The sequence below is a fragment of the Cytophagaceae bacterium genome (genome assembly GCA_016722655.1).
Classification (GTDB): Bacteria; Bacteroidota; Bacteroidia; order Cytophagales; family Spirosomataceae; genus Leadbetterella.
The window spans coordinates 3,146,176-3,171,312 of record JADKIR010000004.1 but is presented as its reverse complement, the minus strand read 5'-3'; the positions used below and the strand labels follow the sequence as shown (position 1 = coordinate 3,171,312).

General features: G+C 36.9%; 15 protein-coding genes, 1 pseudogene and 1 riboswitch. Of the genes and pseudogenes, 11 read left to right on the top strand and 5 right to left on the bottom strand.

Going from position 1 to position 25,137, the window contains the following annotated elements; translation table 11 throughout:
• The first annotated feature begins 51 nt into the window (after positions 1-51).
• The 8 genes and pseudogenes from ccoN (at position 52) to IPP61_14315 (ending at position 9,368) form a co-directional block, all read left to right on the top strand.
• Positions 52-2,223, top strand: a complete 2,172-nt coding sequence (gene ccoN, locus IPP61_14350; GenBank protein ID MBL0326338.1) for a cytochrome-c oxidase, cbb3-type subunit I — start codon at positions 52-54, stop codon at positions 2,221-2,223.
• Between the two features lie 47 nt (positions 2,224-2,270).
• Positions 2,271-2,432, top strand: coding sequence for a CcoQ/FixQ family Cbb3-type cytochrome c oxidase assembly chaperone (locus IPP61_14345; GenBank protein MBL0326337.1), 162 nt, complete (start codon positions 2,271-2,273; stop codon positions 2,430-2,432).
• Between the two features lie 35 nt (positions 2,433-2,467).
• Positions 2,468-3,283 (top strand): c-type cytochrome, encoded by an 816-nt coding sequence (locus tag IPP61_14340; protein ID MBL0326336.1) that lies wholly within the window; start codon positions 2,468-2,470, stop codon positions 3,281-3,283.
• 106 nt (positions 3,284-3,389) lie between these two features.
• The gene (ccoG, locus tag IPP61_14335) at positions 3,390-4,823 is read left to right on the top strand and encodes a cytochrome c oxidase accessory protein CcoG (GenBank protein ID MBL0326335.1); all 1,434 of its coding nucleotides are present in this window, start codon (positions 3,390-3,392) and stop codon (positions 4,821-4,823) included.
• A 100-nt stretch (positions 4,824-4,923) separates the two neighbouring features.
• Positions 4,924-5,355, top strand: a complete 432-nt coding sequence (locus IPP61_14330; GenBank protein ID MBL0326334.1) for a FixH family protein — start codon at positions 4,924-4,926, stop codon at positions 5,353-5,355.
• Positions 5,356-5,360: 5 nt separating this feature from the next.
• Positions 5,361-6,062 carry a sulfite exporter TauE/SafE family protein gene (locus IPP61_14325; protein ID MBL0326333.1) on the top strand — a complete coding sequence of 234 codons (702 nt, stop codon included), beginning with the start codon at positions 5,361-5,363 and terminating at the stop codon, positions 6,060-6,062.
• Between the two features lie 152 nt (positions 6,063-6,214).
• Positions 6,215-6,332, top strand: a riboswitch (SAM riboswitch).
• Between the two features lie 118 nt (positions 6,333-6,450).
• Positions 6,451-7,740: pseudogene (locus IPP61_14320) on the top strand (O-acetylhomoserine aminocarboxypropyltransferase/cysteine synthase).
• 134 nt (positions 7,741-7,874) lie between these two features.
• Positions 7,875-9,368: a M28 family peptidase gene (locus tag IPP61_14315; protein MBL0326332.1), complete on the top strand. Its 1,494-nt coding sequence runs from the start codon at positions 7,875-7,877 to the stop codon at positions 9,366-9,368.
• Between the two features lie 246 nt (positions 9,369-9,614).
• On the opposite strand, the gene eno is transcribed toward IPP61_14315, so the two are convergent.
• Positions 9,615-10,892 (bottom strand): phosphopyruvate hydratase, encoded by a 1,278-nt coding sequence (gene eno, locus IPP61_14310; GenBank protein ID MBL0326331.1) that lies wholly within the window; start codon positions 10,890-10,892, stop codon positions 9,615-9,617.
• Positions 10,893-11,091: 199 nt separating this feature from the next.
• Between eno and IPP61_14305 the strand changes: the two genes are divergently transcribed.
• From IPP61_14305 to sprA, 3 genes are all read left to right on the top strand, one after another.
• Complete coding sequence (locus tag IPP61_14305) at positions 11,092-11,799, top strand: hypothetical protein (GenBank protein ID MBL0326330.1); 708 nt, start codon at positions 11,092-11,094, stop codon at positions 11,797-11,799.
• 171 nt (positions 11,800-11,970) lie between these two features.
• Positions 11,971-12,564, top strand: coding sequence for a Holliday junction branch migration protein RuvA (gene ruvA / locus IPP61_14300; protein MBL0326329.1), 594 nt, complete (start codon positions 11,971-11,973; stop codon positions 12,562-12,564).
• 84 nt (positions 12,565-12,648) lie between these two features.
• Positions 12,649-19,989, top strand: coding sequence for a cell surface protein SprA (sprA, locus tag IPP61_14295; GenBank protein ID MBL0326328.1), 7,341 nt, complete (start codon positions 12,649-12,651; stop codon positions 19,987-19,989).
• Positions 19,990-20,082: 93 nt separating this feature from the next.
• Here sprA and IPP61_14290 read toward each other — a convergent pair whose 3' ends face one another.
• The 4 genes from IPP61_14290 to yjjX are packed head-to-tail and all read right to left on the bottom strand — an operon-like array spanning position 20,083 to position 25,109.
• Positions 20,083-21,120 (bottom strand): PD40 domain-containing protein, encoded by a 1,038-nt coding sequence (locus IPP61_14290; GenBank protein MBL0326327.1) that lies wholly within the window; start codon positions 21,118-21,120, stop codon positions 20,083-20,085.
• A 26-nt stretch (positions 21,121-21,146) separates the two neighbouring features.
• Positions 21,147-23,522, bottom strand: a complete 2,376-nt coding sequence (locus IPP61_14285; GenBank protein ID MBL0326326.1) for an MMPL family transporter — start codon at positions 23,520-23,522, stop codon at positions 21,147-21,149.
• 56 nt (positions 23,523-23,578) lie between these two features.
• Entirely contained in the window at positions 23,579-24,577 is a 999-nt protein-coding gene (gene meaB, locus IPP61_14280; GenBank protein MBL0326325.1) for a methylmalonyl Co-A mutase-associated GTPase MeaB, read from the bottom strand.
• A gap of 1 nt (position 24,578) precedes the next feature.
• Positions 24,579-25,109, bottom strand: a complete 531-nt coding sequence (yjjX, locus tag IPP61_14275) for an inosine/xanthosine triphosphatase (GenBank protein MBL0326324.1) — start codon at positions 25,107-25,109, stop codon at positions 24,579-24,581.
• Between the last annotated feature and the right edge of the window lie 28 nt (positions 25,110-25,137).

Sequence of the window (25,137 nt, the reverse complement as noted above, 5' to 3'; positions counted from 1 at the left end):
TGTACTTTTAGTTTTGAATCGTTAAAAAGTTTACTAAACATTTTGAATGCTATGCGTTTATTAACCAAACCACTAATGAGCTCTGACCACTCGGAATCTTCGGGACCGCTGGAGGGATTTTACTATGACAATCAGATAGTTAAAGCCTTTATCATCGTTACTGTTATTTTTGGAGTAGTTGGTATGCTTGTCGGTCTTACTGCTGCGTTGCAGCTGTTTTGGCCTGCCGCCAATATGGAGTTGCCATTTACTACCTTTGGTAGAATCAGGCCACTTCACACCAATGCCATTATTTTTGCCTTTGTTGGTAATGGTATGTTTGCCGGCGTTTATTACTCAACCCAAAGGCTTTTAAAAACCCCGATGCTCAGCCCAATTTTGAGCTGGATTCATTTCTGGGGATGGCAGATTGTAATTCTTTCTGCAGCAATTACACTACCATTAGGTATTACTACATCAAAAGAGTATGCCGAATTGGAATGGCCAATTGATATTGCTATCACATTGGTTTGGGTGGTTTTTGCAATCAATTTTATCGGTGCCTTATTAAAAAGACGCGAAAGGCACTTGTATGTGGCAATTTGGTTTTACATTTCAACAATTGTGACCATCGCATTGCTACACATCTTCAATTCACTGGAGTTACCGGTTACTTTATTCAAAAGTTATTCGGTATATGCCGGAGTGCAAGACGCTCTTGTACAATGGTGGTATGGACACAATGCAGTGGCATTCTTCCTTACAACTCCTATTTTAGGTTTGATGTATTACTATCTGCCTAAAGCAGCAAACCGTCCCGTTTTCTCCTACAAACTTTCAATTGTCCATTTCTGGTCGCTGATATTTCTTTATATCTGGGCCGGTCCTCACCACTTATTATACACTTCACTTCCTGACTGGGCTCAAAGTCTAGGTACTGTTTTCTCAGTGATGCTTATTGCACCAAGCTGGGGAGGTATGCTAAATGGTCTTTTGACGTTAAGAGGTGCCTGGGACAGGGTACGTGAAAATCCAGTTTTAAAATTCTTCGTTGTTGCGGTTACCGCTTATGGTATGTCAACGTTTGAAGGACCAATGTTGTCATTGAAAAATGTTAATGCCATCTCTCACTACACAGACTGGACAATTGCTCACGTGCACATTGGTGGTCTTGGCTGGAACGGTTTTATTACTTTTGGTATGTTCTATTATTTAGTACCAAAAATGTGGAAAACCTCTTTATTCTCAGTGAAATTGGCCAATATACATTTCTGGTTGGGAACTTTGGGTATTATTTTCTATGCCTTACCACTTTATTGGGGTGGATTTACTCAAAGCTTAATGTGGAAAGAATTTACTCCAGATGGATTCCTTGCATATCCTAACTTCCTGGAAACAGTTACTCAGATTATACCAATGTATATGTCGAGAGCATTTGGTGGCACTTTGTATCTGGTTGGAACACTTATTATGATTTATAACTTAATCAAAACTGCCGCTTCCGGAGAGTTTATGGCTTATGAATATGATGAGGCTCCTGCCCTTGCCAAAAATGTTAATATAGGAGGTACTTTCCACTCAATGCTTGAGCGTAAACCTATTCTTTTTACAGTATTAGCGTTCATTGCAGTATTTATAGGTGGTGCCGTTGAATTTTTACCAACCTGGTTGGTTAAATCAAACATTCCAACAATTGCAAGTGTAAAACCATATTCACCTCTTGAACTTCAGGGAAGAGACATTTATATCAGAGAAGGTTGTAATAACTGTCACTCTCAAATGATTCGTCCGTTCAGATCAGAGACTGAAAGATATGGTGAATACTCTAAATCAGGGGAATTTGTATACGACCATCCGTTCCTATGGGGTTCTCGTCGTACTGGACCAGACTTGCATAGAATTGGCGGAAAATATCCAGATTCATGGCACTACAATCACATGATGGATCCAACGTCTATGTCTCCTGGTTCAATTATGCCTTCATATCCATGGTTATTCGAAGATGACTTCAATACAGTTGATATGCCTAAGAAAATAAGTGTGATGAGGACATTGGGTGTACCTTATGAAGAAGGTTATGAAGATACTGCAATCGCAGATATGGATGTGCAAGCTGAAGGAATTTCGAAAGGGCTTGCCGACGGAAACATCAAAGTTGATAAAAACAAAGAGATTGTTGCTTTGATTGCATACTTGCAGAGATTGGGTACTGACATCAAAAATGAGCCAACGGCAATGAAATAAACCTAGGCTGGGTGTAGCAATGCACCCAACCTAAAATAAACAAAAAGATGATAAAAAACGCTCTCAATTCTATTCAGGATGTGTCAGTTTATCCGATTATATCTTTACTGATATTCGTGAGTTTCTTTGTAATTCTAGGTTATATGGTATTTAAAGCCGACAAGAAGTACATAGAACATATGGAGGAACTACCTCTTGACGAGGACTAATTTATATCGATAAAACTTTGAAAATTATGTCAATTATGAATTTATCTTTCAAATCAGGAGAAGACCTCTTCCAGTTTATATTACTGGGGGTACTTCTACTGTTCACTATTATATTATTCTTTGTAGTAATGAATATTTTCATGCTATTAAAAAGACTTAATATGGGTGGAAGCAGTGCTACTGTAGCTCAGGCTGCCGGAAAAGGCGGATTCTGGAAAGGATTAACAGATGCTGTTCCAATTGCTAAAGAGGAAACAGTTATGTTAGACCATAATTATGATGGAATCAGAGAATTAGACAACCACTTACCGCCTTGGTGGCTGGGTTTATTCTACGGTACTATTATTTTTGCTGTATATTACCTACTTGACTACCATGTATTCCACTGGTCTCCAAGCCAAAAACAAGAATATGATATTGCTATGGAACAAGGTAAAAAAGAAGTAGAGGCATATCAGGCCAAACTTGGAGAGAGTATTAATGAAAAAACAGTTACTCTTGCCACTGATCCTAAAGCCCTTGAAGCTGGTAAAACAATTTTTGTTGAAAAATGTGCTGCATGTCATGGTGCTGGTGGCGAAGGTACTGTTGGACCAAACCTTACCGATGAGTATTGGATTCATGGTGGAACCATCAATGATGTATTTGCAACAATCAAAAATGGTGTACCTGAAAAAGGAATGATCTCATGGAAAGCTACTTTAAAACCTAACCAGATTCAGGATGTAGCAAGTTATATTATGGGATTAAAAGGTACTAATCCTGCCAATCCTAAAGCTCCTCAGGGTGAAAAAGTTGGTGGAGAAGCTCCTGCAACAACAGCCACAGATTCAACTGAAGCAGCAAAATAAAAATAAATATTTTAAATTTTTGTAAATATAAACATACATATCTCCTTGCTATCAGGGAGATATGTATTTTCAAAACTCTCTGATTGGATAAATAATTAACTTCATTATGAAAAATTTCGAAGATATCTATGAATTTGTAGATAGCGAAGACGAAGAATTCAGAAACTCCCTCGCTACAGTCGATAAATCAGGAAAAAGAATCTGGTTATACCCTAAAAAAGTTTCAGGGGCATTTTTTAACAAGCGAGTAATTGCAACCGTAATTTTTCTGGTTGTTTTTATTGCTGGTCCTTTTATCAAAATCAATGGAATGCCTCTATTGATGACGAATGTTTTTGAACGAAAATTCAGCATTTTCGGACAGCTATTCATGCCTCAGGACTTTATCATTTTTGGTTTGGCAATGGTTACGTTTGTGGTATTTATAATACTTTTTACAGTAACTTATGGTAGAATATGGTGCGGATGGCTTTGCCCTCAGACCGTATTTATGGAAATGATTTTCAGACCGGTAGAAAACTGGCTTGAAGGCGAAGGCCGCACACAAAAGAAATTTGACGAATCTCCATTAAGCTTTAACAAAGCCTGGAGAAAGACCGTAAAACATATTATTTATATTGTTTTCTCGATTTTTATTTCTCACATTACCATGGCATATTTGGTGGGAATAGAAAAAGTTAAAACACTTATTACAAGTCCTCCTTCTGAAAACATGGGCGGCTTTATAGGCCTGGTTGTTTTTACCGGATTATTTTATTTCGTTTTCTCAAGACTTCGAGAGCAGGTATGTATAGCTATTTGTCCTTATGGCCGCTTACAAGGTGTGTTGGTAACGAGAGAAACCATGACAGTTATTTACGATGATAAAAGAGGTGAGCCAAGAGGTAGAGTAACAAAATCTCAAAAAGATGCACCGGTAGATGAAACAAAAGGAGATTGTGTAGATTGTAAATTGTGTATTCAGGTATGCCCAACCGGGATTGATATTAGAAACGGAGTTCAACTGGAATGTGTAAACTGTACCGCTTGTATCGACATATGCGATGAAGTTATGGATAAAGTGGGTAAACCAAAAGGATTAATCAGATATGCATCAGTAGATACAATCGAAAAAGGTACACCATTTAAGTTCACAATCAGAATGATTGCCTACACAGTTGTATTATCGATATTATTGACTGTCCTCGGTATTTTAATTGCTATCCGAACATCAGTCGAAACTACTTTAATGCGTGTACCAGGGCAACTATTTCAGGAAAAAGATGGAAAAATCACGAACTTGTACAATGCTCAAATGGTTAATAAATCAAATGATCCTAAAGTATTAAAACTCGTTACAGATGAGCCCGGTGCGGTATTGAAGTTTGTAGGTCCAAATAGCGATGTAAAAATCAAACCGGGTGCAAGGGCTGAAGTAGTATTCTTTGTTGAGTTTCCAAAAGAAAAGATTACTAAAAGAAAAACAAACATTAAAATCAAAGTAATAGAAAATAATGCGGAAATTGAAGAATTAAAAACCAATTTCCTCGGACCGTTTTAATCATATTTTCTGAAACCAACCTTAATTTATATAATTTCCAAAAGATTCACTACTTTTGGAAAGATAATGGTTGGTTTCAGTTTTTTTATATACAAATATTATGAATTGGGGACATAAAATAACATTGGTTTATATTGGATTTGTGGTATTTATGCTTTTTCTGGTAGTAAAATCAGTTATGCAAAAAGACATATTTTTGGTTTCTGAAAATTACTATGAAGATGAGATCGCCTACGAAGATAAACTCAATAGAATGAGGAATGTTAAAACTTTATCGGAGCCCGTTTCTATTGAAGAAAAATCCGATACTTTAACATTATTTTTAGCGAAAGAATCAGAAAAAGGAAAAGGATTTGTGACTTTCTACAGACCTTCTGATAAAAATATGGACTTTAAACTTCCTCTTCAGGTTGAATCAAATGGATTTCAGAAAATTTATACCGGAAAGTACCCAAAAGGGCTATGGACAGTAAAAATTAACTGGGAGATTGCAAGCAAAGAATATTATCTGGAAAAGAAAATTCAGTTATAAATTCCATGTTTTGGGCAGCGTTTTTATTGGGTTTGGTGGGGAGTCTCCACTGCGTTGGTATGTGTGGCCCTTTGACACTATTGTTGCCACAAACCGCTTACAATTCTTATAAATTTATTTTTGGCAGGCTTCTTTATAATGGAGGAAGGATAATAACTTATTCTTTATTGGGAGCAAGTGTTGGTTTTTTTGGTGAAAAATTAAGCTTTTTTATCTCTCAAAAATCACTTTCTATTGCTTTAGGAATAATACTTTTACTTTACATTCTGGTTCCGGGCTTATTAAAACTTAAAGTTTTTAATGTTTCAAGCCTTTATAAGGTTACCGGAATATTTAAAAGTTTTTTTGGACGAATATTTAAAAATCAGTCATTGTTCGCACAGCTTAGTTTTGGTTTGGTTAATGGACTTTTACCTTGTGGAATGGTGTATGCGGCCCTTGCAACTTCATTTTTGATGAGCTCCTGGCAGGATTCTGCCTTAAATATGACATTCTTTGGTTTAGGCACCATTCCTTTGATGTTGCCATTGAGTTTGGGAATTCACAAATTAAGACAATTGATTGGCAACAAATTTAATTTGGTAATGAATATTTCCTATGTGATTCTGGGTGTTTATTTAATCTACAGAGGATTCATGTTCCATACTCATACACTTTATACCGCTCCGGGACAAAAAGTAGAAACTGAATGCATTACTCCTCATTAATTTTTTTAATTATTTAACTAACTAATTATCAATTTTTTAAAAATTATTTATACATAATTTAAAAAATAATAGTCTATAAGATTTGTATAGTAATTATAAATTTCATTAGATTTGCGTCATCAATTCTTAATCTTCTTTTGATCCTTAAGATTGATTTATAAAGACGGGTGGAGAGAATAGGCTCTATGAAACCCGGACAACCTGCCGAACTTTTCGGGCTGGTGCCAAGACCTACCTGATTGGCTTATATGCCTTCAGGACTAATAAACCAATCGGCGAATTACAGTAATTGTACTTTTGGTTTACCCTGACACCGAAAATCGGTTTAAGGTTTTGTGAGGTTTTTACCCTTACAAAGAGTTTTATTTATTTTTTAACCAACAAAACAATGTCAGATTTAAGATTTGAAACGCTCCAGCTTCACGCTGGACAAGAAATCGACCCGGTAACTCAATCGAGAGCAGTACCAATTTATCAAACTACCGCCTATCAGTTTAAAAATTCGGAACATGGGGCCAACCTTTTCGCACTAAAGGAATTCGGAAATATATATACCCGAATTATGAACCCGACCAATGATGTCTTTGAAAAAAGAATTGCGGCTTTGGAAGGTGGAGTAGCGGCATTGGCAATAAGCTCGGGACATGCAGCCCAGTTTATCGCCATCAATAATGTAACGACAGTTGGTGATAATTTCGTGACATCATCGTTTCTCTATGGTGGCACCTACAACCAATTTAAAAATTCTTTCAAAAACATAGGGGTAGAAGCCCGGTTTGCCAAAGGAAACGACCTGGAGAGCTTCTAATCATTGATTGATGGAAAAACAAAATTGCTTTATATTGAAACAATAGGAAATCCGGGGCTAACAGTTCCTGATTTTGAAGCATTTGCAGCTTTGGCAAAAAAATTCGACCTGCCATTGTTTGTTGACAACACATTTGGTGCCGGAGGTGCCATTTGCCAACCTATAAAATATGGTGCCAATGTTGTGATTGAATCTGCCACAAAATGGATAGGTGGTCATGGAACTACCATGGGAGGGGTTATTGTGGACGCCGGCACTTTCAACTGGGGCAATGGAAAGTATCCACAATTTACCGAACCTTCTCCAAGCTATAATGGATTGGTTTTGAATTCCGTATTTGGAGTGGGTGGTCCATTTGGCAATATTCAGTTTATTATTCGTTGTCGTGTAGAAGGACTCAGAGACTGGGGTCCTGCACAATCACCGTTTAATTCATTTCTTTTGTTACAAGGGCTTGAAACACTCACATTAAGAGTTGAAAGAACCTGTGAAAATGCTTTGAGCCTGGCTCAATGGCTTGATAATCATGAGGATGTGAAATCAGTATCCTATCCTGGGCTTTCTTCTCACCCTACTCATAATCTTGCAAAAAAATATCTTACCCGTGGTTTTGGAGGTGTTTTGTCTTTCAAATTAAAAGGTGGAAGAGAGCGTGCGGAAAAATTTGTAAATAGTCTAAAGCTTATTTCGCATTTGGCCAATGTGGGTGATGCCAAAACTTTAATCATCCATCCTGCCTCTACAACGCATTCACAATTAAACGAAGCCGAACAATTGACCGCAGGGGTTGATCCTAATCTTTTGAGGATTTCGCTAGGAATCGAGCATATTGATGACATCAAAGCCGACATTATTCAAGCCTTATCTTAAATCTAAAATCTTACACCCCGATTTTCAAAAAGTCGGGGTGTTTTTTTTTAAAATCAACACAAGTTTTCCATTCATAATATTTCAGTAGAATAAATCATACATTTTGGATTACATTTGAAAAAAAAACTAAAAATATGAAGAAAGTCTTAGGGTTTATTCTTTTACTTTTTGTAACAACTGGTATTCAGGTAAGGGCTCAAAAATTGTCTAAAATGCCTGAAAACAAACTTTCGGTAAAAGAAGTTGAAGCCCATTTAAGGTTTTTGGCCTCCAATGAAATGCTTGGTCGCCGTACTGGCGAAATCTCAAATAACATTGCAGCAAGGTACATAGCTGAGCAATTCAGATTGCAGGGGATAAAACCTATGGGTGAAAATCAGGATTTTCTTCAACCTGTGCCGCTCGAAATTACGAAACCAATCAAAACAGGTTCTATTTCGACAGAAAATGATAAACTGGAATGGGGAAAAGATTTTATAGCTTTAAGTGGAAAAGGCCTGAAGGCTGAAAATGCTGAGGTGGTTTATGTAGGATACGGATGGGTTGATGAAAACCACAATGATTACAAAAAAGTGGATGTAAAAGGGAAAATTGTGCTTTGTCAATTTGGAATTCCGGACAATAATCAACCCTTTCAGAACATAACCGGATCAGCTAAAAAAATAAAATTTGCTGCGGAAAACGGGGCATTAGCATTAATTCAAATTTATAACCTCAATTTTCCTTTTGCCAATATCACCCGAAATTATGGAAACGAAAGGCTTTCTGCAAAACCGGAGTTTTCCACTGAAATTCCTCATATTTGGGTAAATAGTGCTTTTTCAAAATGGATTTCTGAAAAACCTTTAAAATCCATTAATCTGGATATTTCTGAAGTAGTAAAAAGTACTGTTAATTCATACAATGTAGCGGGAATAATTGAAGGTTCAGACCCAAAATTAAAGGAAGAATTTATCGTAATTTCTGCACATTTTGATCATATTGGTACAGGAAAAAAATACGGAAAAATAACAGAAAATGATTCTGTTTTCAACGGTACACGTGATAATGCGACCGGAACAACCGCATTAATTATGGCTGCCAAAGCTCTTTCACAACAAAAAACCAAAAGGTCAATTTTGCTTCTTGGGTACACAGGTGAAGAGCTGGGCATGCTTGGAAGCCGATATTATGCCGAGCATCCACTGATACCTTTGAACAAATGTGTTTTTAACTTAAACAGTGACGGAGCCGGTTATAATGATTCGACCAAAGTTACAATTATCGGACTGGATAGAACCACGGCTGAAAATGAAATAATTGAAGCCAGTCGTGCTTCAGGTTTGGAAGCAATCAATGATCCGGTGCCTGAGCAAAACTTATTTGATAGGTCAGATAATGTTAGTTTGGCAGCAAAAGGAATACCCGCACCCAATTATTCTCCGGGACTGACTGCTTTTGATGCTGAAATCGGTAAGTTTTATCATCAGGCAGCTGATAATCCCGAAAATGTGAGTATGAGTTATATGGCTCGTTTTTGCAAGGCATTTATATATTCTGCCAGGTTAATAGCCAACAAAACCGAAACCCCGGTTTGGAAAGCAGGCGACAAATACGAACAGGCCTCTAAAAAACTTTACGGAAAGTAAGATTTATATTCAGCAATAAAATAATCTTAACAAAATTGGAGATTTGAAATTTTTACTTTAGGCCAAAGAAAAACTTTGCCAGATAAAATACTCTAATAAAAATACATAGGAAAATATCATAATTATATTGAAATAAAAATGCGATTAAGCAAAAAATGTACTTTTCACCTAATCGCATTAAAGTTAAAGACTATTTATAAGTCAATTTTTCAAAAGTCAACTCAAATTAACTTTTCTTTCAAAAAATCAGAATTTCAATCCTGGAAAATAAGCCTCAGCACCCAATTCTTCCTCGATTCTTAACAATTGGTTGTATTTGGCCATCCTGTCAGAACGTGAAGCTGAACCAGTTTTGATCTGACCACAGTTAAGAGCCACTGCCAGGTCGGCGATGGTTGCATCTTCAGTTTCACCTGAGCGGTGCGACATGATACTCTTATATTTATTTCTGTGAGCAAGATTTACCGCGTCGATAGTTTCGGTCAATGAACCAATTTGGTTTACTTTTACCAGAATAGCATTGGCAATTTGTTTGTCAATACCTTCCTGTAATCTTTTAACGTTTGTAACAAATAAATCATCACCAACCAATTGGGTTTTAGCACCGGCCAATTTAGTAAGTTCAGCCCAACCTGCCCAGTCGTCTTCAGCCATACCGTCTTCGATTGACTTGATAGGATATTTATCAACCCATGCGTTCCAATAAGCAGCCAACTCATGAGAATCCATTTGTTTTCCGCTTGATTTTTTAAATGTATAAAGACCGGTTTTTGTATCATAAAACTCTGAAGAAGCAGCATCCATAGCAATAAATACCTGCTCACCTGGTTTATATCCTGCTTTCTCGATCGCAGTAAGTACGATTTCAATAGCTTCTTCATTGGAACCGATGTTTGGAGCAAATCCACCTTCGTCACCCACATTAGTCGAATATCCTTTAGATTTCAACACTTTTTTGAGGTTATGGAAGATTTCGGTACCCATTCTCAATGAATCAGAGAAAGTGGCAGCACCGGCAGGCATTACCATAAATTCCTGAAAATCAATTGAGTTATCGGCATGAGAACCACCATTAAGGATGTTCATCATTGGAACAGGAAGTGTGTTGGCGTTAACACCGCCCAAATAGCGGTAAAGTGGCAATCCGGCTTCCTGAGCTGCGGCTTTGGCTACTGCCAGAGAAACCCCCAAAATTGCATTGGCACCTAATTTCCCTTTATTTGCTGAGCCATCAAGCTCAATCATTAATTTATCGATAGCGTTTTGTTCGAAAACGTTAAAGCCCAAGAGTTCGGCTGCGATTTCCTCGTTAACATTTTTAACGGCTTTCAGCACACCTTTACCTACATATACACTGTTGTCATCATCACGTAATTCTACGGCTTCGTGAACACCGGTTGATGCACCAGAAGGTACAGCCGCACGACCCAAATATCCATTTTCGGTCATTACATCTACTTCTACTGTTGGATTTCCTCTTGAATCCAGAATTTGTCTGGCATGAACTTTAACAATTTGACTCATTTTCTTAAATGTTTATTTTAAAATTTTGGCTTTAAAAATGCTTTTTCAGAAAATTTCAGCCCCGGAAAAGCACTAAAAACACTGCAAAATAACGTATTAATTTACGCAAAGCCATAATAAAAAAGTAAAATTTGCATTATATTGAACATGAAACTTAAATTAGTACAATTTTTGTTTTTGAAATGAAAAAAAATTGAGAATGATAAAAAAATACGTTTTAATCCTGGTGTTTTCACTCACTTTTGGAGCAAGTTTTTCACAGGATTTATTTTCCAAAAAATCGGCACAGGAATTTGAAAAATTACTTAAATCTTCGCCTGAAGCTACACTTATTGATCTTAGAACTCCCAAAGAATTTAATATGGCTCATATCAAAAAATCGATCAATGCCGATTTTATGATGAATGAATTTGAAGAATATTTTACGAGTAGATTTCCAAAAAAAACTACTTTATTTTTGTATTCTCAAGCAGAAGAAGATGCCTTAAATGCGGCTCAATATTTAAGCGAAATTGGATATAAAGGGATAGTTGTATTAGCTGGAGGATTTGAAAAATGGGTAACGGGCTCCAAACCTTATGTTTCTAAAGACCCAAATTTTTCTGCCACAAAGATTTTCCCGCTTGATATTTATTTTAAAAAAATAAGAGAAAACAAATATGTGTTGGTAAGCTATTTTACCGAAGATTGTGCACCTTGCAAAACCATGATTCCAACCCTTTACAATATTGATAATCAACGCACTGACCTAACGGTTTTCAGAATAGACAACGATTATAATCAGACTCTGAAACGACGTTACGACATTCAAACTACCCCTACATTTGTTTTGTATCGTGACGGAAGACAAGTTTGGCGTGATACGGGATTTCAAACGGAAGATCAGTTGCTTTCAAGATTAAAATAGTCTTTAACTCTGCTGTGGCTTCTTTGCATTTTCTTCAAAACCATTTTTTTGATACTTTTTATCATATTTAAGAGTAAAAAACGTAATTTTGATTAAATTTTCTAGGTTTGATTATGTGAATAAATATAAGTAAAAATAATAAATTAAACCTGCTTAACCTGATAATAAACCATGATAGCATACCTCAACGGTAAAATAGTTGAAAAAGAACCCACACATCTGGTTATTGATGTAAATGGTGTGGGATATTTTGTGAAAATTTCACTTCAAACCTATTCCGCCGTAAATCCAAATGCTGAATCTGTAAAAATTTACACAGTTCCAATCATCAGAGAGGACTCACATTCACTTTTTGGTTTTTTCACAAAAGACGAAAGAGAGCTTTTTGAACATTTGATCAGTGTTTCAGGAATTGGCCCCAGTATTGCCCTTGTGTTTTTATCATCGTTAAGTTCTGTTGAAATCAAACAGGCGATTATTTCGGAAGATTTAAAAACCATTCAAAATATTAAAGGAATAGGTGCCAAACCCGCCCAGAGAGCAATAATTGAGTTGACAGACAAATTGAAAAAAGAGATACTTGCTGAAGGAATCAATCCAACTATGTTTGCCTCTACCAACCATACACTCCGTTCAGAGGCACTTTCAGCTTTGGTTACGCTGGGAATTCAAAAGGCTACAGCCGAAAAATCAGTTGATAATATCCTGAAGCGTACCGGCGGTGATATTTCACTTGAAGAATTAATTAAGCTTTCACTAAGATAATCTGTATAATATTTGAGACAAATAGAATATTGGCAGGATTTTAGACGTTTTAAGCAAGAAAATAATATTTGCATTTTTTAATTTATGCATAACAGATTACCTGTAAAACTATTCATTATAACATTCATTTTTCTGAGCAGAATCCATGCATCGGCTCAGAAAGTCGTATCTGACAGTTCAAAAACAAGAAACACTTCGTATTTAAACTATTGGAAAGACTCATATTTGCCACGTTTCAATTATATAAGGCCACCATTTTTGTCATTATTTCCGGATAGCCTAAAAACCGGAGTTTTTTTTCAGGATAAAAAAAATGCATTTTCGATTACTGAACAATCCAAAGAAGGCATAAATGTCAAAATGCCTCAAAGCATGAGTTTTAATGAGTATTCCAGCCTTCAAAATGCCTTACTACGAAAAAGTATTATCAGGGATTTGGAGAAAGCACAGGATGGCAACACTTCGTTTTCAGGAAAAAGGATAAATCCTCTTTTGGAAAAAAACTCTGTCTTAGACCGTATTTTTGGGGATAAAGTACCCGAATTTACACCCAATGGCTTTGTGGCTATTGATATGAGAGCCGGTACTCAATATAATAATAACCCAATGACTGCCCTCTCATTTAGAAGACAGTCAGTTTTTGATTTTGACCAACAGATATCCATCAATTTCAACAACCTTTTTAAAGGGGTAAATGATCAGAATGCAGCCGGAGAAAATACTGAAAATGAAGAAAAATCTCCGAAAATTTCGGATTTGACCAATGTTCTCAAAAAAGCAGGTCAGATCAAAGAGAAAATGAACATTCTGGGCAATTTTGATACTAAATCAAATTTTGGCCTTGAAAATAAATTCAAACTGAATTTTAAAAATGACCCGGAAGATATCATTCAAAAGGTAGAACTGGGAAATGTGACCATGCCCAACCGAAGCCAGTTGATTCCAGGAGTACAGAACCTGATGGGTGCAAAAATTGGAATGAAGTTCGGAAAATTGGATGTCACTACCGTTTTTGCACAACAAACCAGTCGCACGGAGTCAATTGTACTCAATGGGGGTAATCAAAGCCGGAAATTCGAACTCAGAGTAGATAACTACGATGAAAACCGACATTTCTTTTTATCGCATTTTTTCAGAAATAAATATAATGCTTCACTGAAAAACCTGCCAATGGTTACTTCGGGAGTACGTATTACCCGAATTGAAGTATATGTAACCAATCGCTCCAATGATGTAAAATCAATGAGAAATTTGATTGGATTGAATGATTTGGCAGAAAATCAACCCTATAGCAATAAATTAATTGCCGATCCAACAAAAAAAACAGCGGAGAACGAATCCAATAACCTTTATAAAGATCTTGCCAGCAATCCCGATTTCAGAAGAATCGACAATACATCCAATACGCTAAAAGGAATGGGACTCAACAATGGCGATGATTTTGAGCTATTAAGAGGAGCAAAAAGGCTATCTGACAAAGAATATGAACTTCAACCTGAGCTGGGTTATATTTCGCTGCTTACACCTCTTCGCAATGATGAAATACTTGCTGTTTCTTATGAATACACCTATAATGGCAGGGCTTATAAAGTAGGGGAACTTACCGAGGACTACGTAAACAAACCTGAGGATGAGGTAATAATCCTGAAATTATTGAAATCATCTACGATCAGAAACCGCCTGCAAAATCCGATGTGGAACCTGATGATGAAGAATATTTACTCATTATCTCAGGGCAAAATAAATAAAGAAGGATTTCAGCTACGGATAGTGTACAAAGACGACAAAACCGGCATGGACACTCCTAACCTGATGGAAGGTGGCGAAAAATTTAAAAATAAGCCTTTTCTGGAAGTAATGGGAATGGATAAGCTCAACTTTAATAATGACAGGCTTAAAGATGGAAATTTTGATTTTGTTGAAAATGTAACGGTAAACACCCAGGCCGGAAGGATAATATTCCCTGTCCTGGAGCCCTTTGGAAGCCACCTGGAAGAAGTTTTTGGTTCTGGTGAAACTGAGTTAATTCAAAAATATGTATTCAAAGAGCTTTATACCAAAACTCTGATAGATGCACAACAGATAAGTTTAAAAAATAAATTTTTCCTTTCGGGAAGTGCCCAATCTGGCGGATCAGAAATTAATCTTCCTCTTGGTGCTGCAGGAACTTCGGTAAAAGTATATGCAGGGGGAACAGAACTTAAGCAAGGTGCCGACTATACAGTTGATGGTCAGATGGGCAGGATTATTATCACCAACCAGAGTATTTTGAGCTCTGGAAGGCAGATAAGAATTGATTATGAAAAGCCAGACCTATTTACAGCTCAAATCAGACGACTTTTTGGATTAAGGCTTGATTATACCGTAAATAGATACCTGAGAATCGGTGCCACATTGATGGACCTGAGAGAAAATACTCCCGGCTTTATTTCGAGAACTTCAATCGGAAGTGAGCCTGTAAATAACACCCTTTGGGGCATAGACCTTAATCTCAAGAAAAACCTGAATGGACTGACCAGAATGCTTGATGCATTGCCTGGGATTCAAACCAAAGAGCCTTCTTCCATTTTGCTCACTGCGGAGTTTGCACAACTTAGGCCGGGAGTAAACAATAAATGGGTAAAAGGTAGCTCCATGATTGATGATTTTGAATTTGCAAGAAATATCAATGACCTGAGTCGTCAGCCTACCAAATGGAGATTAGGTTCTACACCGGGCAAATTCCTTGACTCTATACCTGGCTTGTTAGGCAATCCTTACAAATACAATTACAACAGAGCCAAAATGTCGGTTTATACGGTTGACATGTCGGTATATATTGGGGGAGATTTTGGTGTTGCCAATGTGATTCCTGAGTCGATTCGAAATCAGGCCAACGGAAATATCTACGAAAAAAGTTATTCTCCACAAGATATTTTTCCCGGAAAATCAAGACAGATTTATGCATCGCAAATGCCGAGTTCTATTTTAGACATTTCATATTTTCCTGAAGAGCCTGGAATGTATAATTACAACCCAGATCTCAATGCCGAAGGTATGTTAAAATCACCTGAAAAAAGTTTTGGATCTACCATGCGGGGCATCACTTTCGATGCCGATTTTGATAATTCCAATGTTGAATATCTTGAGTTTTGGCTTTTAGACCCATTTGCCGCACCTGTGCGTGATGGAAAACCTAACGGAAATAAAAAGAACGAAACAGGAGGCAAATTCTTAATTCAATTGGGAGATGTTTCAGAAGACGTAATTCCGGATTCCAGATTTAATTTTGAAAATGGCATAAAAGACAGTTCGAGCATTTCAAAACCTGTTGAAACCAAATGGGGTTTGGCTCCCCGATCTCAATTTATAACCGATGCTTTTGATAATCAGGAAAGTGTACGGTTGAAGCAGGATGTGGGTTTAGAAGGATTATCCAATGCTGAAGAAAGAAAATACCCTCATATCAGTGACTATTTGAAAAATATTGATGGTAAAATAACAGACTCTGAAACACTGGAAAAAATCAAAAAAGACCCCTCCAGAGATGATTTTACCTATTTTTTGGATTCTAAATTTGACCAAAATGCCAGTTTTATAGAACGATTTAAGGATTACCTTGGAATGGAAGGCAATGCCCCTCCTATTTCGCAGGAAACCAATAATACCAGCACGCAATTTGACAACCAGGCATCGACCAACCTCGCTGACAAAGAAGACATCAATCAGGATAATACCATCAATGAAATCGAGGATTATTATGAATATGAGATTGATTTGGTACCTGGAAAAATGGAAGTGGGCCAAGGCTATATAGTAGATAAAGTTTCAGCAGGAAATGCTAACTGGTATCTTCACCGTATTCCGATAAGAAAACCTACCCGCAGCTATCCTTTGGGAAAAGAAGGCTTTAAGTCTATCCGTTTTGCCAGACTGATCACTACAGATTGGAAACAACCCGTGGTTTTACGTTTTGCCAGTTTACAGTTGGTTTCAAATCAATATCGGGTTTATACCAACAGCCTGACCGACAAAGGGGAAACAGAAGTACCGGAAACTGACAACTCGGTAGTTTTTAAAACTGCTTCTGTTAATATTGAAGAAAATGGTTGCCCTCTGGAAACTGAAGATTGCAATATCAAACCGGGGGTTACACCTTATGTTGTGCCACCAGGATTTGTCAGAGACCGGGACTTTACCCAGCAGACCAAATTCTTTATGAACGAGCAATCTTTGAGCCTCTCAGTTGAAAATCTAAAAGGCGGAAATAGTCGGGCAATATTTAAAAATACAAAGCTCGATTTGAATATGTACAAACGCATCAAAATGTTTGTTCATACACAAAACAAAAACAACGATAAAAACATAGCCGGAGCCTTTTTAAGAATTGGGACTGACCTTAAAAATAATTATTATGAAATAGAGCTTCCAAGCCTTAGAACAACTGAAAACGGCTCAAAAGACCCATATGAAATCTGGCCTAAGGAAAACGAATTTGATGTACCATTGGATTTACTTAGAAGCCTGAAACTCGAAAGAAACCGTACAGGAAGCCCAATGAACCAAATTTATGGAGAAAGTAAGTTAGTTCCTGTTATAGGTACAGTTTCAGGATCGGTAACTGATATTGAAGAAAAAATTACCAGAAATTACAAAATCAAAGTAATAGGAAATCCGGACCTTAGCAATGTGCTCGTAATGATGATAGGTATCAAAAATAACGATACCTTAAATGCAGAATTGGGTCGGGATTTTACCGCATGGTTTGACGAATTCAGAGCATTTGGATTTGATCAGGAATCGGGTGAAGCGGGAATTCTTTCGGCTGACATTAAACTTGCTGATATCGGAACGATGATGATTAATGGTAATTTTAAAAACTATGGCTTCGGTGGTGTCCAAGACAGAATTTCAGCCCGTTCCCGCGACCTTTCACAGGGTTTTGGAGTAGCTACCAATCTGGACTTAGATAAATTTTTCCCAATGAAATGGGGACTGGCAATTCCATTGTTTTTAAATTATGACCAGCAAGTGGTTACTCCCCGTTTTAACCCTCTTGATCCCGACATAAAACTGAGTGATGCTTTACTAAATCCAAGCATTTATCAGGAAAACCTCACTGAATCAATGGTGGAAGAGAGAAACATAACCAAAGGTTTTAACTTTACGAATGTCAGAAAAATAAAAACCAATCCTAATGCCAAAGGGCATTTTTATGACATCTCAAACTTCACCTTCTCATATGCTCAAAACCAAATTCTGAGAAGCAGCGTTTTATTGGACAGTGTACTTCAAACTCAAAACAGGTTGGGTATTTCTTACCAATATCAGCCCAAAGGATTTACGTGGCAGCCATTTAAAAAAGCAAAAAAAATGGACAAGCCTTTTCTGAAAAACATCAAAGAGTTTAATCTCTCTCCAATTCCTAACCTTATCGCCATCAGAACCGATTATGATCGCAGTTATTTTTATACGATGTATAGAAATGCAAATCTCAACACAGAGGGAAATACTCCTAACATAATCAAATACTTCTTAGGAAACAGATATTATGATGCCCAATGGAACCTCACTAAATCAATTGTGCTTTCATACAATGCCCAAATGACTTCGATTCAGGATGATATTGACTCAATAACCAACGACCGTATTTCATTCTTTTCAGGATTAAAAACTTTAGGCCGAGCTAAAAATTATAATCAAAAAATGCAGGCCACCTATAAGCTTCCGTTTGATAAGTTTTTCTTATTGGATTGGATGCGGGTTGACAGTAGGTTTAATAATAATTATGGTTATACAGCTGGTTCATTTCAGATTGCAGATAATGATGATTATGAGTTTGGTAATATGCTCGAAAACGGCAGAGAGATAGCTTTTAATGGTCAGGTCGATTTGGTAAAACTTTATAATAAGGTAAAATTCCTGAAACTTGCCAACTCGCCTACACCTCCTAAACAAAGATTTACTCGGTCACCGGGAGACGATGAACCCTACAAACAACCTGCTGGCAGTGTGACTAAGAGCTTGACGAGGCTTTTGATGACGGTCAGAGGCATAAACTTCAATTATGCTCTTTTTGAAACTACATTATTACCAGGCTTTTTGCATGCTCCCAATGTATTTGGAATGGACACCAGAAATAATTTTGCACCGGGGTTTGATTTTGTAATGGGAAGCCAAAATCGAAATATTCATAAAATTGCAGCAGATAACAAATGGCTTTCTGAAAGTATTGTTCAAAACAATCCCTTTACCCAAACCCGTGGTGTTAAGTTTGATTACTCCACCAATTTGGAACCATGGAAGGGCTTCAGAATGCAAATCAAAGGGAATCTTACCCGGGGCGACAGCTACCAGGAAATGTATCGCCCGGAAACTGTGGGAGGTAGCCATGTAACATTAAATCCGGTTAGAAATGGAAACTTCAGCATGTCGTTCTGGTCATTTAAGACAGGATTCATTAAAATGAGCAATGACTCCGCCACGATGTATAAGTATGAGATATTCGACAGAATGGTTGCCAATCGCAAGAAAGTAATGGACAGGTTAAATGGAATCCAGGGAGCAGAAGGGATTGGAAAATATGATCTCAACTCACAGGATGTATTAATACCTGCCTTTTTTGCAGCCTATAGTGGTCAATCTCTCGATAAAATCTTTGAAAAATCTATCAGGCGGGGAGGAAAAACATTTAATCCTTTTCTTGCTTTTCCTATGCCCAACTGGCGAATAGATTACTCCGGTATGGAAAAACTTCCGCTTTTCAAAAGACTTTTCAATTCCATTACACTGAGTCACCAATATATATCGACCTATAGTGTTGGCAATTTTACCTCTTCTCTGGAGTATGGAAGCCAGGTATTAAATCTGATGATCAGAAACTATCCGCTTGGAAATCAGATAGTACCATCATACTTAGCAGGTGAGACGCCTCTCTATGCTCCAACTTTCATCATGAGTACCATTCAGATGGAAGAAAGATTTTCGCCGTTTTTGGGGGTACAATTTACAACCAAAAAGAAAATAACGGGTTCGTTTAACTGGAATAAAGAACGGAGGGCTGCTTTGAATCTTTCAAATGCACAAGTAGCAGAGTATAACAGCAATGACTATGTGTTTGGGATAGGTTTTAAGAAAAACAATGTTAAGCTTCCTTTGCGGGGCAAAGATGGTAATTTTATTGTTTTAAAAAATGATTTAAACCTGAGAATAGACTTTACCAGCCGCGATATCAAAGCTTTACAAAGAAGGCTTGATGGCGATGTGGTACCAATCCAGGGTAACTTTAATCTTCAGATCAGGCCACAGTTTCAATATCAGATCAACAAAAAAATCAATATGGGGATGTATTGGGAACGCATGGTCAACTCTCCATTTACTTCACTGTCTTACGAAAGAAGTCATTCTATATTTGGGATGAATGCCAAGTTTAATCTTGGGGATTAGGCGACTAATAATTTGAAATTTTCTGAAATATAGTAATAAAAAAAAGCCCTGAAATGATCAGGGCTTTTGGGTTACTTACTTATTCTAAATTTCTTATTCCACCCAATCAGCAATAAACAAATTAGTGTCCCGTGTACCTCCATTATTACGATTGGAGCTAAAAATCAGCTTCTTGCCATCATAAGAAAACATCGGGAAGGCATTGAAATTACTCTCAGTGGTGATTTGTTTCAGGCCAGTTCCATCAATATTTATCATGTATAACTGAAAGTCATAACCACGTGCTGAGTGATGATTGGATGCAAAAATAATCTTGTCACCTTTTGGAGTAAAATACGGAGCCCAGTTGGCTTTTCCAAGATTCGTAATCTGCTTTAAATCAGAACCATCTACATTACAGGTGAAAATCTCCATATTGGTGGGTGCTACGAGATTTTTCTTCAGATTTTCTTTATATTCTTCTCTTTCTGCATCAGAATTAAACCGGGATGCCCTGAAAACCAGCTTTTTGCTGTCAGGAGAGAAAAAAGCTCCACCATCATAACCCAGCTCAAATGTAACCTGCTTTACATTGGAACCATCGATATCCATAGTATATAAATCCAAATCACCATTGCGGGTACTGGTAAAAACAATGCTTTTTCCATCCGGAGAAACGGTAGCTTCAGCGTCATAACCTGGGGTGTTGGTCAACTGTTTTTTAACTTTACCTTTCAGATTAGAAATATAAATATCAAAACTATCATAAATAGCCCAGAGGTATTTTTTTCCCATTTCCGGAGGCATTGGGCAAGAATGACCACCATTTTCATGGGTACTGGCAAAAAGCACATCTTTGCCATTAGGCATAAAAAAACTACAGGTAGTACGCCCTTCGCCTGTACTAATCATTTTGGGTTTTTTAGTTTTAGTATCGGAATTGGTTTTCATATAGAAAATCTGATCACATTCCAGACCCCAGGCCTTAAAATCTGATTGAAAACTAAACATCTTATCATCCCGACTAAAATAGGCTTCGGCGTTATTTCCACCAAAAGTAATTTGTCTGACATTTTTAAGATGCACTTCCTGAGCACTTTGAGCATAAATGCTCCCGGTAATACTTATTAACAAAAGGATTTTTTTCAACATAAAATTTTAATATTCAATTCTTTAAATTAAGCTTTTTTCTTTAACTCTCTTAAGGTTTGTTTTTTGTCCAGGGTCATTAGAAAACATGGTAACAAAACCAAATTAGAAATCATCCCAATTAACAAAGTGATAGACACCAACAATCCCAAAAACACAGTTCCTTTGAAACCAGAGGCAACAAATATCCCAAAACCAAAAAACAAAATTATGGCGGTATAAACCATACTGATACCTGTATATTTTATGGTTTCGGACACTGCATGTGAAATACTTTTGCCTTTTTCCAGCTCCTCCTTATATTTTGTTAGAAAATATATAGTTCCGTCGGATGCAATACCAAACGCAATACTAAATATCAAAGTGGTACTAGGTTTAAGTGGAATGGCAAAGAATCCCATAAGCCCGGCAGTGATGATAAGCGGGATTATACTCGGAATGGTCGAAATCAGGATTGTACGATAATTGAGAAACTGAGTTGCCATCACCATGGATACCAGAATTATAGCCATAAGTGTACTTTCTCCCAGATTGCCCAACAAATAATCATTTCCTTTTGTAAAAACTACCCCGTTGCCAGTAAGTTTCACATCCAGTTTTTCTTTTTCCGGCTTCCAGACACCAGATTCTTTGTCAAAATTGAAAATAGTATCGGCTTTGGCCTGAAGAGAAGTAAACATTTCCCGCATTCTAACCGTACCTACATCAGCACTTTGAAAACTAATCCGGGTACTCTGTTTTTTTGCATCTAAAAATGCAGCAAACATACTTTCTTTACCAGCTGCAGATTTGGCATATTCAGACATTTTTTGCAATTCCATAGCCGGAGGTAATACAAAATATTTGGGGTCTCCTCCTCTATAACCTTGATAAATAAATTTTAAACCTTCAACTATTGAAATAGGTTTGGTAAACTCAGGATATTTGGCAAATTCTTTTTGTAAAACTCTTATCTGATTTAAAATAGTTGGATTAAAAATCCCATTATCTTCATTGGTATTGATACTCACCTCGAAAGGAACTATACCTTTGAAGTTTTTCTCTACAAACTTAAGGTCTTCAAATATGGGGTCATCCTCTGGTAAATCATCCACCACATAGCCCACCGCCTTTATTCTGGTTGCACCGTATATCGATATGGCTACCAAAACCCCCACGAACCAATATGTTTTGGTCCGACGGTTGTGGACAATAAAATCAACCTTTTGTAAGATTTTCGAGATATTTTTATTTTCCAGATGCCTTACATGTTTGGGTTTGGGAGCTGAAACATAACTAAAAATGGATGGAATTAAAATCAGTGAAATCGCCCAGGTAGCCATAACACTGATTGCAGCAACCAATCCAAACTCCAATAAGAGCGGACTGCCGGTAAAATAAAAAACGAAAAAGCCAATAAAAGTAGTCACATTAGCAATGAAGGTAGTTTTGCCTATTTTCTCAATCGCAATTTTTAAAGACTCAATTTTGTTTCCGGTCCTAAGATATTCTTCCTGATATTTATTAATTAAAAAAATGGAATTTGGAATACCTATAACTATAATTAATGGAGGAATCAGACCCGTAAGAATGGAAATTTTATAACCAAAGAATGATATAAGTCCTACTGACCAAATAACAGCTATTACAATAACAACGGATGCATAGAAAACAATATTTAAAGACCTGAAAAACAGGTACAAAATAAAAATGGTTACCAGAAAAGCCAGCCCCATAAACAGGCTAAGTTCATATCGCACTTTCGACATAAAATTAGTCCTGATAAAAGGCATTCCTGAAAAATGCATTTCTACATTGTATTTTTGACCAAAAGCTTCGGCTTTTTTCTGTACATCATCAGTTAGCGAAATCCTGTCTTTTGAATTGAGTTTTGCCTGGTCAAAAGTCACCGCCATAAGGTGAGCGTCACCATTATAAACAAAACCATCATAAAACGGTAATCTTGAAATTTTTGATTTCAGGCTATCCACTTCAGCCTGTGAGACCGGCATTGATCTCAATAATGGAACAAAATCAAACTTCTTTTGAGCATCGTTACGTTTAACCTCTGATATTGAAGCATTTGAAAGCACATTTTTGATACCGGAAATGGCTTTGATTTCCTGGGTAAGACTATACCAACCATTAAATGTATTCAATTCATACATTTTGTCGGTTTTTACAGCAATCACCATCACATTTCCATCTTCTCCGTATTTCTTTTTAAAGTCTTCGTACAATTTAAAGCTATCATCTGATTGTGGTAAAATCTTCGGTAGTTCATAAGATAGCTCAAGCGAAAATATTTGATATGTAAAAAAACCAGTAAGTAATGCAATAACCGAGATTAGCCAAGGTCGGTTTTGAATTATTACACTTGCCAGCTTTTTCCAGAATTGAGAAAATATATTTTTAGCGTATTTCATCAAAGGTGATTAGGTAAAAAAGAACACAAAATTAATCATTTTAGCAGGATTTTTTATCATTGAAAGCGGGATTTAAAAATATTAAATACCCTTGAGGCTGCCTCTAATGGGTTGACATTATTGTCATTCATCAGCAATTCAAAATGCTCCTTTTGCCTCTTTATTTCTTCATTTTGATAAATATATTCCAAAATCGACCTCTCCAAAGTTTTTTGCAGCCATAATTTCTTCTGGTGCATTCGGTTATTTTCGAAATGACCGTTGCTTTTTACTGTCTTAATATATTCCGAAATCTCCAACCAGATTTTTTCAAACCCTTTTTTCTCCAAAGAAGAACAATTAAGCACTGACACTTCTCTACCTGAAGACTTTCCTGGAAACAAATGAAGGGCGTTTTTAAAATTCACTTTTAATTTTTCCATGGTACCTTTCTCTAATGTATCGGCCTTATTGACAACTACAAGGTCAACGGTCTCCATAATCCCCCTTTTGATTCCCTGCAGTTCATCACCGGCACCGGCTATCGTCAAAAATATCAAAAAATCGGTTAAGTCATTCACAACTGTTTCAGACTGCCCAACCCCTACAGTTTCTACAATTATTAGCTCATAGCCGGCGGCTTCACACAACAACATCGTCTCAAAAGTAGCGGCACCAACACCGCCCAATTCCATGCCCGCAGGACTGGGCCTGATAAAGACGTCATTACTTCCCACTATACTTTCCATACGGGTTTTATCACCCAATATGCTGCCTCCACTCACTTTACTTGAAGGGTCTATCGCCAGTATCGCTGTCTTCTTTTTTTCAATTTTCACCAAATACTCTACAAAACCATCAATAAAAGTACTTTTCCCTACTCCGGGAGAGCCTGTTATGCCTAGTCTTATACTTTTTCCGGTTGAGGGAAGAATATTTTTTATTAAATCAAAAGCCAGTTCTCTGTCAACCGGCGATTTGCTTTCAACCAGTGTTATGGCTCTGCTTAAAACTGAGGTATCGGAATTTTTTATACCTTCAAAATATTTTTCCAGTGTTAATCGGGGAGCAGCCATATCAATATAAATCGGTTTTTAAAAAAGGAATTAGTGCCAAAATGATGGCCTGAACATAAAAATCTGTCCGGTTGAGGGCATTTTCGGTGAGCAAACCGGTTGAGCCCATTTTTTGTTTGCTATTTTTTGTTCCAAATACAATCTCATCTGCATGTCCTAACTCATAACCTTGATTTATAAGCTCAATGGTCTTCCGGGGTAAATAAAATCCGGCAGTTCTGGCTTTTCCCATTTTTTCATTATTTAGCACAACCATCCATGCCATAGCTTCCATTTCAGTAGCCGAATGTGCAATATTACCACCTTCAAGTCCAACCCAAAAGTCAGCATCCGAAAATAGTTTCTTTGCATTTGTTGCTCTATTAAGTGCACCAGTAAAAGTCTCATCATCTCCCATTGGCTGGTCGTTCACTTCAGAATTTACTTCGTATCCATCTACTACGAATACTTCTTTTGGAAACATTCTTTCAAATCCCAATTTCACGGCTTCCACTTTAACCGGATTTTTAGAACCAACTATTACTCTTTTCAATTCTCAGATATTTTTTAAAAATTAATTT

Coding starts and splice junctions, on each gene's coding strand:
- IPP61_14305 (MBL0326330.1), top strand. CDS start 11,092: ATGATAAAAAAATACGTTTTAATCCTGGTGTTTTCACTCACTTTTGGA.
- ccoN (MBL0326338.1), top strand. CDS start 52: ATGCGTTTATTAACCAAACCACTAATGAGCTCTGACCACTCGGAATCT.
- ruvA (MBL0326329.1), top strand. CDS start 11,971: ATGATAGCATACCTCAACGGTAAAATAGTTGAAAAAGAACCCACACAT.
- IPP61_14330 (MBL0326334.1), top strand. CDS start 4,924: ATGAATTGGGGACATAAAATAACATTGGTTTATATTGGATTTGTGGTA.
- IPP61_14315 (MBL0326332.1), top strand. CDS start 7,875: ATGAAGAAAGTCTTAGGGTTTATTCTTTTACTTTTTGTAACAACTGGT.
- IPP61_14290 (MBL0326327.1), bottom strand. CDS start 21,120: ATGTTGAAAAAAATCCTTTTGTTAATAAGTATTACCGGGAGCATTTAT.
- eno (MBL0326331.1), bottom strand. CDS start 10,892: ATGAGTCAAATTGTTAAAGTTCATGCCAGACAAATTCTGGATTCAAGA.
- ccoG (MBL0326335.1), top strand. CDS start 3,390: ATGAAAAATTTCGAAGATATCTATGAATTTGTAGATAGCGAAGACGAA.
- sprA (MBL0326328.1), top strand. CDS start 12,649: ATGCATAACAGATTACCTGTAAAACTATTCATTATAACATTCATTTTT.
- IPP61_14285 (MBL0326326.1), bottom strand. CDS start 23,522: ATGAAATACGCTAAAAATATATTTTCTCAATTCTGGAAAAAGCTGGCA.
- IPP61_14325 (MBL0326333.1), top strand. CDS start 5,361: ATGTTTTGGGCAGCGTTTTTATTGGGTTTGGTGGGGAGTCTCCACTGC.
- IPP61_14345 (MBL0326337.1), top strand. CDS start 2,271: ATGATAAAAAACGCTCTCAATTCTATTCAGGATGTGTCAGTTTATCCG.
- IPP61_14340 (MBL0326336.1), top strand. CDS start 2,468: ATGAATTTATCTTTCAAATCAGGAGAAGACCTCTTCCAGTTTATATTA.
- meaB (MBL0326325.1), bottom strand. CDS start 24,577: ATGGCTGCTCCCCGATTAACACTGGAAAAATATTTTGAAGGTATAAAA.